This is a genomic window from Pararhizobium sp. IMCC21322 (assembly GCF_030758295.1).
Lineage (GTDB): Bacteria > Pseudomonadota > Alphaproteobacteria > Rhizobiales.
Window position 1 is genome coordinate 3,565,350 of record NZ_CP132335.1, and the last position, 14,643, is coordinate 3,579,992.

Annotated in this window: 16 protein-coding genes; 12 read left to right on the forward strand and 4 right to left on the reverse strand. The window is 51.9% G+C overall.

What is annotated here, in order from left to right; translation table 11 throughout:
* Nucleotides 1-2: 2 nt before the first annotated feature.
* The 3 genes from RAL91_RS16780 to RAL91_RS25115 are packed head-to-tail and all read left to right on the forward strand — an operon-like array spanning nt 3 to nt 1,599.
* Nucleotides 3-209 (forward strand): 4-oxalocrotonate tautomerase family protein, encoded by a 207-nt coding sequence (locus RAL91_RS16780; protein ID WP_306257402.1) that lies wholly within the window; start codon nt 3-5, stop codon nt 207-209.
* 5 nt (nt 210-214) lie between these two features.
* A complete protein-coding gene (locus RAL91_RS16785; protein ID WP_306257403.1) occupies nt 215-1,201 on the forward strand; it encodes a nitronate monooxygenase family protein in 987 nt (328 codons plus the stop codon).
* Nucleotides 1,198-1,599 carry a GFA family protein gene (locus RAL91_RS25115; RefSeq protein WP_371932429.1) on the forward strand — a complete coding sequence of 134 codons (402 nt, stop codon included), beginning with the start codon at nt 1,198-1,200 and terminating at the stop codon, nt 1,597-1,599. Before RAL91_RS16785 ends, RAL91_RS25115 begins: the two co-directional genes overlap by 4 nt.
* 321 nt (nt 1,600-1,920) lie before the next feature.
* Here the strand turns inward: RAL91_RS25115 and RAL91_RS16790 are convergent, their stop codons facing one another.
* Nucleotides 1,921-2,415 carry an Rrf2 family transcriptional regulator gene (locus tag RAL91_RS16790; protein WP_306257404.1) on the reverse strand — a complete coding sequence of 165 codons (495 nt, stop codon included), beginning with the start codon at nt 2,413-2,415 and terminating at the stop codon, nt 1,921-1,923.
* Nucleotides 2,416-2,533: 118 nt separating this feature from the next.
* Here RAL91_RS16790 and RAL91_RS16795 point away from each other — a divergent pair, with 118 nt between their 5' ends.
* Both RAL91_RS16795 and RAL91_RS16800 read left to right on the forward strand, forming a co-directional pair.
* Complete coding sequence (locus RAL91_RS16795) at nt 2,534-2,968, forward strand: carboxymuconolactone decarboxylase family protein (RefSeq protein WP_306257405.1); 435 nt, start codon at nt 2,534-2,536, stop codon at nt 2,966-2,968.
* A 33-nt stretch (nt 2,969-3,001) separates the two neighbouring features.
* Complete coding sequence (locus RAL91_RS16800; protein WP_306257406.1) at nt 3,002-3,532, forward strand: cupin domain-containing protein; 531 nt, start codon at nt 3,002-3,004, stop codon at nt 3,530-3,532.
* Nucleotides 3,533-4,043: 511 nt separating this feature from the next.
* On the opposite strand, the gene RAL91_RS16805 is transcribed toward RAL91_RS16800, so the two are convergent.
* The gene (locus tag RAL91_RS16805; RefSeq protein ID WP_306257407.1) at nt 4,044-4,940 is read right to left on the reverse strand and encodes a LysR family transcriptional regulator; all 897 of its coding nucleotides are present in this window, start codon (nt 4,938-4,940) and stop codon (nt 4,044-4,046) included.
* A gap of 159 nt (nt 4,941-5,099) precedes the next feature.
* Here RAL91_RS16805 and RAL91_RS16810 point away from each other — a divergent pair, with 159 nt between their 5' ends.
* The 3 genes from RAL91_RS16810 to RAL91_RS16820 all read left to right on the forward strand — a co-directional run bounded on the left by RAL91_RS16810 (nt 5,100) and on the right by RAL91_RS16820 (nt 6,935).
* Entirely contained in the window at nt 5,100-5,792 is a 693-nt protein-coding gene (locus RAL91_RS16810) for a class I SAM-dependent methyltransferase (protein WP_306257408.1), read from the forward strand.
* A gap of 68 nt (nt 5,793-5,860) precedes the next feature.
* The gene (locus RAL91_RS16815) at nt 5,861-6,517 is read left to right on the forward strand and encodes a DUF2306 domain-containing protein (RefSeq protein ID WP_306257409.1); all 657 of its coding nucleotides are present in this window, start codon (nt 5,861-5,863) and stop codon (nt 6,515-6,517) included.
* Nucleotide 6,518: 1 nt separating this feature from the next.
* Nucleotides 6,519-6,935, forward strand: coding sequence for a DUF6326 family protein (locus RAL91_RS16820; protein ID WP_306257410.1), 417 nt, complete (start codon nt 6,519-6,521; stop codon nt 6,933-6,935).
* 173 nt (nt 6,936-7,108) lie between these two features.
* On the opposite strand, the gene RAL91_RS16825 is transcribed toward RAL91_RS16820, so the two are convergent.
* Together RAL91_RS16825 and RAL91_RS16830 are read right to left on the reverse strand one after the other, a co-directional pair.
* Complete coding sequence (locus RAL91_RS16825; protein ID WP_306257411.1) at nt 7,109-7,234, reverse strand: hypothetical protein; 126 nt, start codon at nt 7,232-7,234, stop codon at nt 7,109-7,111.
* A 565-nt stretch (nt 7,235-7,799) separates the two neighbouring features.
* Complete coding sequence (locus RAL91_RS16830) at nt 7,800-8,120, reverse strand: Arm DNA-binding domain-containing protein (protein ID WP_306262978.1); 321 nt, start codon at nt 8,118-8,120, stop codon at nt 7,800-7,802.
* A gap of 893 nt (nt 8,121-9,013) precedes the next feature.
* Between RAL91_RS16830 and RAL91_RS16835 the strand changes: the two genes are divergently transcribed.
* From RAL91_RS16835 to RAL91_RS16850, 4 genes are all read left to right on the forward strand, one after another.
* Entirely contained in the window at nt 9,014-9,319 is a 306-nt protein-coding gene (locus tag RAL91_RS16835; protein ID WP_306257412.1) for a hypothetical protein, read from the forward strand.
* Nucleotides 9,320-9,379: 60 nt separating this feature from the next.
* Nucleotides 9,380-10,813 (forward strand): TolC family protein, encoded by a 1,434-nt coding sequence (locus tag RAL91_RS16840; RefSeq protein WP_306257413.1) that lies wholly within the window; start codon nt 9,380-9,382, stop codon nt 10,811-10,813.
* Between the two features lie 208 nt (nt 10,814-11,021).
* Nucleotides 11,022-13,319, forward strand: a complete 2,298-nt coding sequence (locus tag RAL91_RS16845; protein WP_306257414.1) for a type I secretion system permease/ATPase — start codon at nt 11,022-11,024, stop codon at nt 13,317-13,319.
* Nucleotides 13,316-14,641 (forward strand): HlyD family type I secretion periplasmic adaptor subunit, encoded by a 1,326-nt coding sequence (locus RAL91_RS16850; protein ID WP_306257415.1) that lies wholly within the window; start codon nt 13,316-13,318, stop codon nt 14,639-14,641. The genes RAL91_RS16845 and RAL91_RS16850 overlap by 4 nt, the downstream gene beginning before the upstream one ends.
* Nucleotides 14,642-14,643 lie beyond the last annotated feature (2 nt).

The following is a 14,643-nucleotide window of genomic DNA, read 5'->3' on the forward strand; positions in this document are numbered from 1 at the left end:
ATATGCCCTATGTAAACATCAAGGTGACCCGCGAGGGCGTCACCACCGATCAGAAGGCCGAGTTGATCAGCGGAGTTACTGACTTGCTGGTCCGGGTTCTCGACAAGTCTCCGGCGACGACTTTTGTCGTAATCGACGAAGTTGCACTTGAGGATTGGGGGGTTGGTGGTCTGCCCGTTGAGAAGTACCGACGCAAAGCGCCGAATTGACCAAAATGTCTATTCGCACACCACTCTGCGATCTATTTGACATCGAACATCCTGTTCTTTTGGCACCAATGGCGGATGTTAGTGGCGGCGCAATTGCCGCCGCTGTGAGCCGGGCTGGCGGTTTGGGTCTAATCGGTGGTGGCTACGGCGACGCCGATTGGCTCGCTCTCGAGTTCGACACTGCGGGCGAAACGCGGATTGGCGTGGGCTTTATCACTTGGTCTCTTACACAACAGCCGCACTTACTTGATCTGGTCCTGGATCGTGCGCCCGCCGCGCTGATGCTGTCGTTTGGTGATTTTCAACCGTTTCTTCGCAAAATTAGGGATGGAAAGACCAAACTAATCGTTCAGGTACAGACGCTGGATCAAGCGCGCGAATGTGTGGACGCTGGGGTCGATGCTATCGTGGCACAGGGCACCGAGGCAGGCGGACACGGCGGTACCAGATCCACATTGCCTTTCGTTCCTGCGGTCGTTGATGTCGCAAAGGATATACCGGTAATTGCGGCTGGTGGCATCGCCGATGGGCGTGGTCTAGCCGCGGCTTTGGCCCTTGGGGCCGCAGGCGTGTTGTGTGGAACCTGCTTTTTTGCCAGTGACGAATCCCTCGCGAGCGAAAATGCCAAACAGGCTGCCCTTTGTGGCAGCGGTGAAGATACCCAACGCAGTTCGGTCTTCGACTTGGCACGGGGCCTAGATTGGCCAGACGGCTGGAACCTCCGCACGATGCGAAATGCCTTCACCAATCAATGGAGCGAGAACATTGGAGGCCTCAGGCAAAACCTTGCCGAGGAGCAAGCCCGTTTTGCCATCGCTCGGGACTTGGATGACACAGACATCGCCCCGGTGATTATCGGTGAAGCTGCTGATCTGGTTCGGGCGATAGAACCCGCGCAAGACATACTTTACAGGATGATTTCGCAGGCTGAAGATCGTTTGCAGCGCACAAGCAGACTTGTTGAGCCAAATAACAAAGGGTTGCGACGATGAAAAAAGTCAAGGGTGGCTGCCTTTGTGGAACAGTCTCATTCGAGGTCGTCAACGCTTTTGAAAAACTGTTTATATGCAGTTGTGATCAGTGCCGCCAAATCACTGGGTCAGCTTTTGCATCTAACTTGTTCGTAAACATCGAAGGGTTTGACTGGCTCGGGGGCGCTGACGATATTTGCAATTACCAAGTGCCCGGGCGGGATATTTCCAAGTCATTCTGCCGGGTCTGTGGGTCCGGCGTTCCCTGGACAAATAGGAACGCAACAAAGATGATCGTCCCTGCTGGATCACTGAGCGCACCGGCTGTCGTTGCCGAACGGGTCAGGGTATTCACCTCAGAACAGCCTGCATGGGCGTCGGATTTGGAACAGGTCACCGCACATGCGAAGTTTCCATAGGCTCTAGTTTCAGAGCTTATCGCTCCCAAATCTCTATCGACTGAAAACAGCACAACAATCTAAACGAAGAAATCATGATAACCTGCCACGTGACCTCCAAATTTGTTCCTTCCAAAAACGCAGGCTTCGAGGTTTGTGCAAAAGTATGGATCCCTCTGTAGAGCGTTTTGGCGGCACACATCATGGATCCTTCCTGCCACACGAGGGGCTAAATGAACTAGCGTTTGCGGCATTTTCATCCCCGTTTCTGGCGGGATACGAAACCTAGCAGGTTGCTGGGCTGGCTTGCGCTGATCTTATCGAGCATTCTGATGGTGCGATTCACCTTAGTTTTTTGCTGACAAAATCTTTCACCGCTTGTTTATTGTGATCGCCTATTTCAACATCTCCATCATCAAGCAGATCCTTCAAGGTCTGGGCCCGCAATGCATCACGCCATAATTTTTCGGCGGCCAGCATGCGGCGCTTAATAAAACAATCGGCTTTGTAGGCACATGGGGCATTAGTCGTAACATCGCCGTTCTGGCGGATTTCCCGGCAGACATAAGCAGGGCCCGGCCCATCTATTGCCTCGACCACATCCAACATTGAGATTTCGTTGGCAGGGCGCATAAGCCGATAACCGCCGCGCGGGCCTGGCAGGGCTTCCGTCACAGCTGCAGCAGTTAGCGCGCGCAGGTGTTTCAAAAGGTAGCTTTCAGAAAGGCCATGCAGTGCTGCGAGATCCTTGCCAGACAAAACTTTGTTGCGGGGCAGCGCGGCAAGAATAACTGCGCAGTGCAAAGCTGCTTCAACACCATCACCTAAACGTCGCATAGAGGCTCCAATTCTTTACATTTTTTCACTTTACATCCTTGGCGTTGCAATGTCTTATCATAGATATAAATTATCCATGATTCGATTTCAACTTAAACCTGACAGTAAGGATCTCCCCATGAAAATGCGTTTCAACGTCGCAAAAGACACACCGCAACTCTACGAGGCTCTAATGTCATTGAATCGTGCGGTTGCCGAAGCGAAGATTGAATCTCGCCTCATACACCTCATCAAGATTCGCGTTTCTCAGATAAATGGCTGTGCCTTCTGTGTCGGTATGCACGTCAAAGAAGCTATCGATGATGGTGTAACGGAAAAAGAACTCCACCTGCTATCCGTATGGCGAGAATCAAGTGCATTTTTTGCGCGGGACAAATCCGCCCTTGCATGGGCCGAGACACTCACTCTGTTAGCGGGCTCTGGCGTTCCGGACGCAGATTTTGACGCTGCTCGCAGCGAATTTTCTGAAACCGAGTTGGCAGCACTCACGGTTGCTGTCGGAACCATGAACCTTTGGAACCGCATCGGTGTTGGCGCGCAGATGCCAGCGTAAGCGAATTCCACACTTAACAGGAGAATTATCATTATGTTCCATAACTGCAAAAACATGCTCCTTTCTCAAACATCCGCCGTAATGCCTGTTGCGAACGGACAGCCTGCGCACGGTATACTTGACCGTTTTCTCAAAAGACTGGCTCGGAGAGCTCTCGTCCTCGCCTTGCTAACAGCTGCTACAATCTCCTCGGCAAGCTATGCCGACACCATCGAAGCGAGCACATCAGGCGTCGAACGACAAATGCTCTATCAATCTACGTTGCCAGATTTCCCAGACCGAATGGTGACGGCGCTGACGATCGAGATTGCACCGGGTGCAGTGGTCGGTCCGCATCGCCATGGCGGATTTATTTATGTCTACATGTTGGAAGGCCGTGTACGCAGCCAAATGGAAAATGAAGAAACTGTAGAATACGTCGCCGGTCAAAGCTGGATTGAAGAAGCCGACGCACTACACATCCAAACCACCAATTCCAGCACAACTGAGTCTGCAAAGTTTCTGGCAGTCGTCTATAGCGATGTTGGTGCCCAGATTACAAAGCCCGAAATGGACAACCATTAGTCTGCTTTTAGGGGTCTCAATTTTGGAGTTGCGGAGTTCTGATTTTCGTCTTTGTTTGATCGGTAAGAAATGAGTGATGCAATTGTTCGTAAGTCCGACGCGATAGACCGGCGATTGCATAGGATCTACCTCGGTGCTTGATCCCAAAGTTTGATGGTGCAATTTTTTCTCAGGAATGGAAGGCAGCGTTATGGGACAAGTGCTGAACGGCAGGAAAGTCTGTGCTGTGTGACTTCATGCGCCGTGCAGCGAGGGGCAGTTCACCCAATATGTTCTGTAAGATGTTTAAAGCGCGCAACCTGGCCAGCTAGGCAAAACAAGGCTTGTTTGTGCCGATGTTTTTGACACTGTAGGTGTGAAGTGCAGGCATTTACAGCGCTGCATCGGCTTCAATGGCTGCATTTAGCGTCTCGTGTATGCAGCCGACTTCCATGCGATTGCACATTCTAAGGCTTACTTGTTGAAAAATTTCGCACTCTGATTGTCAAGCACTCAACACGTGGAATGCGTTTCAATGTTTCGATCCAATGCCTTCTGCTAACAGATCAAAAACCAAGCGGATACGCAGATTTGTTTTAAGCTCTCGGTGGGCCACCAACCAGGTCTCAATGCTGATAGGCTCAAACGCCAAACAGGGGTTTTCGAGTTCTGGATAAACCTCGCCGATCTCGATCGGAAGAATGCCAATCCCAAAGCCTTGCCGGACAAGTTCGAGGGTCAGCGTTGCACTCGACGTCGAAAAATTGAAATTTGCGGTCGTCAGGTTCAGCCCGCGTGACGCCATCAAGCCAAGCCGCAGTTCTGGCTGGTCGAAACCGACAAACTTCAGCCCTTCAAGATCGGCGAGCGTCTTTGGGCGGCCAACTTCGTCGAGGTACTGTTTTGATGCAAAAAGATGCGCCGTTGTGTCCCGGAGCCGTTTCGCAAAAAGGTTCTCATCTTTGGGTCGGGCATGACGGATGGCGATATCAGCTTCACGCCGCCGCAAATCGCTTAACTCATTGGATGCGATTATCTCAATCTGAAGATCCGGCGCTGTTTCACGTAGCTTCTTTAGGAATGGCGGCAGAAAATGCGTCGCCATCAGGTCTGTGGCAGAGATCAGCACATGTCCGGTCACAGCTTGGGATTGGCCGGTTGCGGCAACGGATATGCTGTTTGCCGCATCGCCCATCGTCCGAAAGTGTGCAAGCAACTCCACGCCTGATTGTGTCAGCAAAAGCGCGCGCGAAGTCCGTTCAAAGAGGGTCACACCAAGCGCCTCTTCCAGGCCCGCGACCTGCCGGCTCAGCGTTGGCTGCGTCAGCCCAAGCGCACGCGCGGCTGCGGACAGCGATCCTTCCTCAGCGGTCACGAGAAACGCCCGTGCTTGATTCCAGTCGAAAGCTGATCGTTTCCACTCCATCATTTACGTATACCAAACCAAGAACGATATGCAATTCTGTATTGGTAAATTGCATTCTATAGTTTGCCATCGACCAACTTTAGGCAGGCAAAAGATATGACGCAGCTGGAAAGCAAAAGTCTCAGGCCATCGCACTCCCCTGCGATGGAAAAGGCAATCCCCATGACCTCTCGTCGCATTGGCTCTTGGGAAGTCCTCATTAGCAGGCGACCGCTCTCCTCTGCGGACCTTGCCAGCCGTTACGACGCTGTCTCGGGTAGTTGGGAGCGGACAGCGCGTCGCTTTCAACTGGAAGCCGCGTATCAAGAACCGCTTTTGACCTCTCAGGTCGCAACAGTTCTTAAGCAGGTTGGGCCACAGGCGCGGATCCTTGATTGCGGCATCGGGAATGGAAGCCTGTCGATTGCTCTCGATAGTATTCTGACAGGTCCGGTCGAATACCACGGTATTGATACCTCTGCCGAGATGCTGGTGCAGGCCAGCTCCACGATGCAGCACGCCGGGCTACGCGCGCACCTTAAGCAAGCTGATGTCCTGTCATTGCCTTATGATGATCAGTCTTTTGACGTGGTTATGGCCGCGCATGTCCTTGAACATCTGCCGGATCCGCAACGCGCGCTCAAAGAAATGATCCGCGTTCTAAAACCGGGCGGGATGGTGTTCGTTTGCGTGACGCGGCACTCACTTTTCGGCGTACTTGTCCAATTCAGGTGGCGCACATGGGCGATCACAGAACAACAGGGCGTAGCGTGGCTGCATGATTGTCAGCTTGCCGATGTCGGATACCAACCGGTTTACCTCGGCTCCTGTGCTGGCGTCGCAAGCACGGCCTTTTGGGCGCGACGGCCCCAATGATCTCTCAAAATCGAAAAGTCCCCAAGTTACACCTCGGAAAATCCGAGTGGGTCGTTCTTGGTATAATCTTGGTCTATTCGTTCATTCCGGTTTTTGGCGGGTTGATACGGGTTTTTGAGCTTGCAGGCGGGCCGCAGATCGCACCAGAGAACCCTCGGGCATTGCTTGCTCCGCTCCCCATTACTCTCCACATCCTGAGCAGCATTCTGTTCTGCGTCCTCGGCGCTTTTCAGTTCCTCCCAAGCCTGCGACGCCAACGTCCGGCGGCGCATCGTGTCGTCGGCCGGGTGATTGCGGTGGCGGGAAGTGTTTCCGCGCTTGCGGCTTTATGGATGACGCATTTTTATGTCTTTCCCGAAGCGCTTCAGGGTGCCCCCCTTTATTGGGTGCGGATGGTCTTGGGCACAGCAATGATCGGACTCATCATCTGGGCTGTGATCGCAATCAGATCCCGCAACGTTTTCCAACACAGCGCGTCAATGGTGCGGGCCTATGCCATCGCTCAAGGCGCGTCGACCCAAACCGTTATGGGCATTGCCTGGATCATTGCTGTCGGCTCCGAAGCGATGGGACCCTTGCGCGACGGGCTGATGATCTTCGCGTGGGTGCTCAATCTGCTGGCCGCAGAAATCTTGATCCGGTCAATGCTACGGCCCGCGCAGCGACGGCAAAAGAATTCGCCACTGCCCACTATACCGCCCTCAACACTAAGAAATGAGACTTGAAATGACGTTCCAAAATGGTAATCCCCGTATCCTTTTGTCGGTCCTGTGGATCTTCATTATCCTGAATTTCTTTGCACGCGATATCCATGAGTTGATCCGCCCCGGCATGCTGGAACAGATGATGTCCGGCACAATTGACGGGGTCGTCGTAACGGAAATGTTGATGCTGTTAGGGTGGCTCATGATCGAGATCCCGATCTTGATGACAATTCTCGCGTTGCTCCTTCCACATGCGATTAATCGATGGGCAAACATCGGGGTGGGCCTTTTGACGATGGTCATGATCGTCGTGATAAACCGCGACCCTGACCTCGACAATGTCTTTTTCATGGGTATTCAGTTGATCGCCTTAATTGCCATTATTGGGATAGCATGGCGGCAGTGCGACAATGAGCCGACATACGCAACAACTTCGTAAATGCGAGACGTCTGGCTGCTTTGTCCAGAAGCACGTCTAAGCACCAATAGCTGTTATTCGTCGATCATGCAGCATCCGTCGAATTGGGCTCATAGCCACCAGCAGCCCGATGTGCGCCGTACGGGCCGTTGTGGGCCTCACATGGGATGCTGTGGCAAGGGTTTGGCCTGCAACTATTGGCATCGGGCGTAGAGTTTGTTGATCCAACCATTTTCGGGTTCATCAATAAACATGATAATTTCTTCCAACAGATCTATCGCCATATCACCGGCGATGGCGACTGATTTCTTGTTGAGCATTTCAGTTTTCCTTTCAAAAATTAGGAAAAAAAAAGAGCCCCGAAGGGCCCTTGGAAAATCGCGCTAAACAGCGCGTTGTAGTGTTGTGTTTTCAATTCGCTCGGCGTGGGTAACCCGCCCTCACCTCACTGACTCTCCTTGATAAACTAAATCATGCAATGCCCTTGGCACTGCGGTTTGCTAACACGCCAACTATATGAGATTAAACGCACTTTGTCAACGGAACGTAACTTATAACCCATTGTAACAGATGCGTTTTTCCGGTTGATAACTTTTGTTTTGATTGCCACTGCCAGATCAAATTATCGACGACAATGCTGTTGAAACATGCCCTTTATTGTTGCGTGTCCACAAAACCGTTGTGTCGGAACTTCCGACACGTTCATGAAAATTTTCTGCCTGATAGGTCTGCAAAACACTGACGAAAAGGCCCTCCAATCAGCTCCGTAAAGGTTTGGTGGCAACCGGTAATTCACTTGCCCGGTTGATGCCAATTTCCCAAAAATCCTGGAGTTCATAATGAACACACATCTGCTCATTCGAGCAAAGTCGACAATCGTGTTTTTCAGCGAAAAGACCTGTCTGAACTGGAGCACGTTGGTCGACGCCGTCGGCTTTCATAAGCAAAGGTTGGAGCCACCCGCATTTCGATCTGGCGTTCCTCAACCGGATCATCGCCACTTCGTGCAACTTTCCGGTATTTGATCGCAAGATCGCGAGCCTCTGCCAATGATACTAGTGACAGACCACCCAAGCCCATGTCTCTTCGCCGACCACGCACCATCAACCTGAGCAGCCAAAGTTTTGCTCCAGACGTATCTACCACCAGATACAGCCCATTGCCGTCGGCATACTTGCCAGGTTTGGCCACTTGTCGCACTTTCAGCGCGCTTAGTGCTTTGTCAGGGTGTCAACCAGTTCGCTTAGCCATGGGGTTTCGATAAACCGATATTACCCCACATTCATCCCCACAAAAAAGCTTGCATTGTATAGGATGTTAAAGAACGTCCTTGCACAACAACATTTTTTTATCGTACTGATTCAATTGCTTATTTGCACCCATACTCATCTGCTCGCACTCTAACTGGGCTGCCTTCCTCTCCGCCATTCACCCTTGCAAGCATTTGAGTTACATAAGATTCACATTACGCAGGGAACCGACCGTAAATTCAGCCCCGAAGAAAATCGTTTTGCAAAAGCTGTTTAATCAAACCCAAAGGCAGCAACTGATCATTTTGTTTGCCTCGAGTGGTAATTTTTCTGGATCAAAACTATTCTGATTGCAAGGCGGCCAACCATGTCAATTGTCCGCCATCAGGTGTGTGGATGAGCTGTCTCTCCATTCAAAAAATGAGAAATTGGCGTAAGTGCAAATGCTGTGGCCAGTCGAAATGCTCTGATTTATTACCAATTCAACCCATAATTGATCCTGGATGACTTTAGGTAATTCTATTGTTTCTACAATTTGAGTGTGCTGTTTGACACACACCACCTCAAGCAAAGCCCCATTTTTCACAATCCCGGATTGAATATTAACCATGTTTGCAGAGAAATACACGCATTGGTTGCATTTCAGGGCCAGCAGCAGCGAATCAGCAAGTTATCATTTGACGGCTTAGAATTTCTGCGCGAAAACAGTCAACCCTTTATTAACCAATGCGCATTTCGCGTCTACGCATTGTATCTGAGATTGATGTTGAAAGTTCTGTAGGTGGCATTGGTATGAATCTATTCAAGCTTTGTATTTTTCTGACAGCGCAATGTGTTGCGGCAAGCGCAATGGCAGCCGATCTAAGCACGTTCCAGCACTATGGCGGAGGACAGTGCTTATCCTCCTCGCATTCAAATATCATGAGCCTGCCAGAAGAAGAAATCGTGCGCGTGGTTGAAGAATACTATGATCTTGCAAGCATGGAGCTTGAGTCTTCCACAGTGATTTACTCCAGAAGCCCGGCTTTTGAATGGGCTGGTGAGGCGAAAATCGCATGTGAAACTGCGCTTGGTTATTTTGATGGCAACCATGCTGATACTCAATCCATTCAAAAATGTGATTGCTTTACGCGCAGAATGACGAGCTATCGATGAGTTGGTCTGTAGCGAAAACAGATGTTAGGAGCCTGGCAGCAAACCAGGTTGAGTAGTGTAATGCGTAAGTTTAAAAAGAAATTTCTGTTAGCAGGTGTCGCAGCGTTTGCTGTCGCAGCAACCAACTTCAGCGCGACAGCCTTGTCGCTGAATGAAGCTGTTATGATTGCTGTCGATTCCAATCCGGAAATCGGCCAGGCAATCGCAAATCGCGAAGCTGTTGAGTTTGAACTGAGACAGGCACTTGGATTGTATTTGCCCCGCGTCAGCCTTGAGGGATCGACCGGCATCAGGCGTTTGGACAATCCCAGCCGCAGATTTTCTGGAATTGAGGATGACGCGCTGTATCCCAGCCAGGTGGGTGTTGTTGTAACATATGACATCTGGGATGGCGGGTATCGGAAGTCAGAAGCCAATCGACAGGCAGCACGGGTTGACGGTGCCTCTTTCCGAGTGCTGGAGCGTAGCGAATTCATCGGTCTTGAAATCGCCCGTCAGTATTTTCAGGTCCTGCTTCAGCAAAGGGTTGTGAGAATAGCCCGCGAAAATGTCGGCTTCCATCAACAAACCAACAATAATGTGCGCGACGCAATAGCCAGTCGGCAATTGACCGCCGCAGACCGCCAACAAGCCAATGAGCGGCTTGGTCAGGCCCGCGCCCGCTTAACTGAAGCAGAGGAAGCGCTCTCCAGTGCTGACATTGCCTTTAATGCCTTGGTTGCCGTTCCGCTTACAAATGCATCCATGCCACCGCGTGTGACCGCGGGTGCTCTGCCGGGAGACTTGGCCTCGGCTATCGGCACTGCACGTGTCAACAATCCGCGCATCAAGATGGCTTCAGCAGATGTTGACGCCGCTGCCGCCGTTATCGAGCAATCCAGAAGTGGCAGAAAGCCAAAGCTCAGTTTCGAAGGCAGGGCCACCACCGGCTACGATATAAATGGAACCGATGGTGCCACTCACGATGTGGAGGCCAGGCTGGCTCTTACGTGGTCGATTTTTGATGGCGGCATTAAAAAGGCAGAAGTTCAGGAAAATATTCGGCGCGAAACGGAAACCAGACTTGCCGGGCAACAAGCTTACCGCGAAGTGGAAGAAGCGGTCCGTGTCTCATGGGATCGTATGCACCGTCAGGCTCAACTGGCCAGACAATATGGCGATCAACTGGTAGCATCCACGCAGTTGGTGAATTCCTACCGGGAACAATTCACTGTGAACCAGCGATCTTTGCTGGATGTGCTTGACGCTCAGAATACACGTTTCAATGTACAGGTTTTGTCTGAAACGGCTCATTTCAGTCAGCGTTATGCAGAGTACCGACTTTTGGCGGCCACAGGCGGCCTGCTTGCTTATCTCAGTGTTGAGGCGCCGCATCAGGCTGAGGCCTATGCGCGAAGTCAGTTGAACTCGCCTTCAGCAGATTCCTACCAACCTCGGAAAAGAACGCCGGTCAATTTTAACACTCCCGTGGATTTGACCAAGTTTGTGAACTGATCGGAACTGGTAATCCAGTATCAATGTTCACTTGGGATCAACCGGCCCCTCCCTCCTCCGTATTGATTTCTTGCGTCAATTCGCGCTCCGGACCATTTGCTGCGTCTTGGCCGCAAGTCAGCAGCAGCTGTCTTGAGATTGTTGTTAGCTGGGTAAATACAATGTTTTGTTTTCGTTCCACGAACCGGCCAGACAGAGGGTGTACGAGTTGAGTGCATTGAGAAATCCCGGCGGGAAGCTGAATCCCGGTTCAGAAAGTTCTGAGGCGGCACCAGCGGCACCCGACATTCAAAGTGTACAACGACGACAAGAAACCTCTCTCGACGCCCCTCTTGCGGATGGCCTGAATTGGCCCGCCAGTGAGCCTGCTTTTGATCACACAGCACCGGATTACGATCCGATACTGGCGGCAATTGTATTTCTGGCCCATGAAATGCGACGACCAAGCTCTCGCGATGTCATGTTGGCGGGGCTGCCACTGTCAAATGGCAAGCTGACCGCGGAACTTATTCCCCGCGTGCTGGAACGCATCGGTCTTGCCGCAACTGTCGGCAATGGCACGTTGGATGGGCTTGCAGCCTTTGATATGCCCGTGATCATGGCCGACAAAACAGGCGGAATTGTTGTCTGCGCCGGGCGCAATGCGAACGCTGAATTTGTCGGATTTGACCCCGATAAGGCACAGCGCGTCACGTTCTCCAACCGGAGATTTCCCCCCGCCAAAAAACGGGACTTCCTGCACATAAAACTGCTGGCAGAGGATGTGGAACTTCCCGGCGCAACAGACGATAACAACAATGAGGGCCGTCAAACGCACTGGTTACGGACTGCACTTGCCGGCCATGGCAAAGGCATCGCGAATGTCATTCTGGCGACTGTGCTCATCAATCTTTTTGCAATTGCCATGCCGCTGTTCACATTAAATGTCTATGATCGGGTGCTGCCCAACAAGGCCATATCGACACTTTGGGTGCTGGCCATCGGACTGGCCATCGTTCTGGTTTTTGACCTGATTCTAAAAGTTGTTCGGGGCTCCATTATCGATTTTGTCGGGCGCAACATCGATTTCAGCCTGTCCTCTGTCATGTTTGACCGTGTGCTGAATGCAACTTTGGCTGAACGCCCCACATCCACGGGAGCGTTTGCCAACAGGATTGCTCAATATGAAGTGTTGCGAGATTTTTTTACATCCAGCACCGTGGTCATGTTCATTGATATTCTATTCATGGGGCTTTTTGCATATGTGATCGGCAGTCTGATCGGCTGGATTGTCATATTTCCACTCATTGCGACGCTCATCGCGCTTCTTGTGACAACTCTGATCGGGTTTCGGGCGGGTGCAGCAGTAAAATCCGCCTTGCAGGAATCTGCCGGGAAAAACGCGGTTCTATTTGAAACACTGGCCGCGGTACAGACAGTAAAGGCCACCCGATCGGAAGGGCACTTTCTTAGCCGATGGGAAAATGCAGTTCTGAAATCCTCCGAAACTCAACACAAGATCAAATCGCTGCAATCCATCGCCTCGAATTTTACGGCAGTTGCCGGACAGCTTGCCATGATCAGCATCATTATCGGGGGCACTTACCGCTTCTCTGCGTCGGAAATCAGCATGGGCGCAATCATTGCCTCCATGATGTTGTCAAACCGCCTCATTGCGCCGGTCGCACAGATTTCATCAGCGATTTTGCGCACACGCGGCGCACTTGAGGCCTATCGGGTGCTGGGCCAGGTGATGGCGCTCCCTGACGAGCGGAACAAAGTGAAAAACTTTGTAAATCGGAAAATTCAGGCAGGAAGAATTGATTTTTCCAAAGTCCGCTTTGCCTATCCCGGTGCGAAACAATTTGTGCTGGATCAGGTCTCCTTTTCAGTTGCTCCAGGAGAGAAGGTCGGGATCGTGGGGCGCATTGGCTCCGGGAAGACAACAATCGGTCGACTTCTTGTCGGTTTCTACGAACCCGGTGAAGGCGAAATACTCGTAGATGGCGTTGCGATTGGACAATATCACCCGGCTCATTTGCGAGCACAGGTCGGGTTTGTCCTTCAGGATCCGGAGCTGTTCAACGGGACAGTCAGAGAGAATATTGTTCTGGCAGATCCGACGGCTTCGGAAGAACGGATTATTGACGTTGCAGGCCGGGCCGGCGTCGAAGATTTTGTGTCGCGCCATCCGCTGGGGTTTGACATGCCCGTGGGTGAACGCGGGAATTTGCTATCGGGCGGGCAGCGACAGGCAATTGCTCTGGCAAGAGCCATGCTGACCAATCCAAAAATTCTATTCCTGGACGAACCCTCCAGCTCCATGGACCTGGCGACAGAACGTCAGTTGATCGATCATCTGGCAAAGAGTTTGGCTCCAGATCACACAGTTCTCATTGCGACCCACAGGCACAGTCTTCTGTCACTGGTGAGCCGTCTTATCGTCATTGACAATGGGCGGATCATCGCTGATGGGCCGCGTGATGCTGTATTAGCGCAACTCAAGGCGCGCGGGTCTGCCCAATGAGCGACCCCGACACAGTTTTCGGGCGCTCCGAATATACCAGACGCGCAAGCCGCCTGCCCCGGCGCTGGTCATCGGTGATTATGTTCGTCACCTTGTTCATGATTGCCGCTGTGACATGGGCGGCACTAGCACCCATCGATGAAATCTCGCGCGCAGAGGGACGTGTCATCCCCTCTGGGAAAACCCAAGTCGTGCAAAGCGGCGTTGCCGGAGTGGTTGCTGATATATTTGTGCGCACCGGGCAGCAGGTCAAACAAGGGCAAGTGCTCGTAAGGCTGGATGATACGACAACTTCGTCCTCTGCCGGAGAAGTGGAAGCAAAAGTGCGCGCTTTGAGTGTGCAGGTGGCTCGGTTGCGGGCCGAAGTTGAAGCTGGTTCGCTGGGACGTTTCGTGTGTCCGCCCGAAGTGGCAGCATCTGCGCCGGAAATTTGCGCAAATGAAGAGAGCCTTCAGCAGACGCGCGCGCAAGGACTGCAACAGTCGAAGGATGTTCTAGAGCGCCGAATTGAACAACGGCAACGCGAGTTAAATGAAGCGCTGTCAAATCTCACGCGACTGAATAATACTTTGGTGCTTGCCTCAGAACAGCTCTCCCTGATCGAGCCGTTGGCAGCAAAACAACTGGTCGCCCAATCCGAAATTCTGGCAGCACAACGGGATGTTTCCGAACTCACCGGACAGATTGATGCGATCAACGAAACAGTCGAACGGCTGAAAGCAGCTCTCTCGGAAGCCGATTTGCAGTCCAGCATTGCAGAATCGCAATTTCGCGAACAGGCATTGACCGACCTCACACAACGCCTGGCGGAACTGACCTCGGCCCGCGAAGTCCTTCGTGGCGCTGCAGATCAGGTGACGCGAACTGAAATTCGCTCCCCGGTCAACGGCATTATCAACAATATGGGTGTAAACACGATTGGTGCGTTCATAGCACCTGGAGACAGGCTGCTCGATATTGTCCCTGTATCGGAAAAGCTTCTGGTCGAAGCGCGGCTGAAACCGTCGGACGTGGCCTTTATCCTTCCCGGCCAGTCAGCGAATATCAAGCTGACCGCCTATGATTTTTCGGTTTATGGTGGGCTCGAAGGCCATGTCGAAAATGTTTCTCCAGACAGCATAGTCGATCCAAACACGCGGGAAACCTACTACATTGTGCTGTTGTCGACGGATCAGTCCAAGCTAGATTTCGGCGGACAGGAACTGCCAATTCTACCCGGCATGGTTACGAATGTTGAAATATTGACCGGAAAGAAAACCGTCCTGCAATTCATATTAAAACCCATCAACAAAGCCCGCAACGAAGCCTTGAGGGAACGATAAGG

What these genes read in the sequence shown, in the direction of transcription:
- RAL91_RS16780 (WP_306257402.1), top strand. Translation starts at nt 3, where the DNA reads ATGCCCTATGTAAACATCAAGGTGACCCGCGAGGGCGTCACCACCGAT.
- RAL91_RS16785 (WP_306257403.1), top strand. Translation starts at nt 215, where the DNA reads ATGTCTATTCGCACACCACTCTGCGATCTATTTGACATCGAACATCCT.
- RAL91_RS25115 (WP_371932429.1), top strand. Translation starts at nt 1,198, where the DNA reads ATGAAAAAAGTCAAGGGTGGCTGCCTTTGTGGAACAGTCTCATTCGAG.
- RAL91_RS16790 (WP_306257404.1), bottom strand. Translation starts at nt 2,415, where the DNA reads ATGCGACGTTTAGGTGATGGTGTTGAAGCAGCTTTGCACTGCGCAGTT.
- RAL91_RS16795 (WP_306257405.1), top strand. Translation starts at nt 2,534, where the DNA reads ATGAAAATGCGTTTCAACGTCGCAAAAGACACACCGCAACTCTACGAG.
- RAL91_RS16800 (WP_306257406.1), top strand. Translation starts at nt 3,002, where the DNA reads ATGTTCCATAACTGCAAAAACATGCTCCTTTCTCAAACATCCGCCGTA.
- RAL91_RS16805 (WP_306257407.1), bottom strand. Translation starts at nt 4,940, where the DNA reads ATGATGGAGTGGAAACGATCAGCTTTCGACTGGAATCAAGCACGGGCG.
- RAL91_RS16810 (WP_306257408.1), top strand. Translation starts at nt 5,100, where the DNA reads ATGACCTCTCGTCGCATTGGCTCTTGGGAAGTCCTCATTAGCAGGCGA.
- RAL91_RS16820 (WP_306257410.1), top strand. Translation starts at nt 6,519, where the DNA reads ATGACGTTCCAAAATGGTAATCCCCGTATCCTTTTGTCGGTCCTGTGG.
- RAL91_RS16825 (WP_306257411.1), bottom strand. Translation starts at nt 7,234, where the DNA reads ATGCTCAACAAGAAATCAGTCGCCATCGCCGGTGATATGGCGATAGAT.
- RAL91_RS16835 (WP_306257412.1), top strand. Translation starts at nt 9,014, where the DNA reads ATGGCAGCCGATCTAAGCACGTTCCAGCACTATGGCGGAGGACAGTGC.
- RAL91_RS16840 (WP_306257413.1), top strand. Translation starts at nt 9,380, where the DNA reads ATGCGTAAGTTTAAAAAGAAATTTCTGTTAGCAGGTGTCGCAGCGTTT.
- RAL91_RS16850 (WP_306257415.1), top strand. Translation starts at nt 13,316, where the DNA reads ATGAGCGACCCCGACACAGTTTTCGGGCGCTCCGAATATACCAGACGC.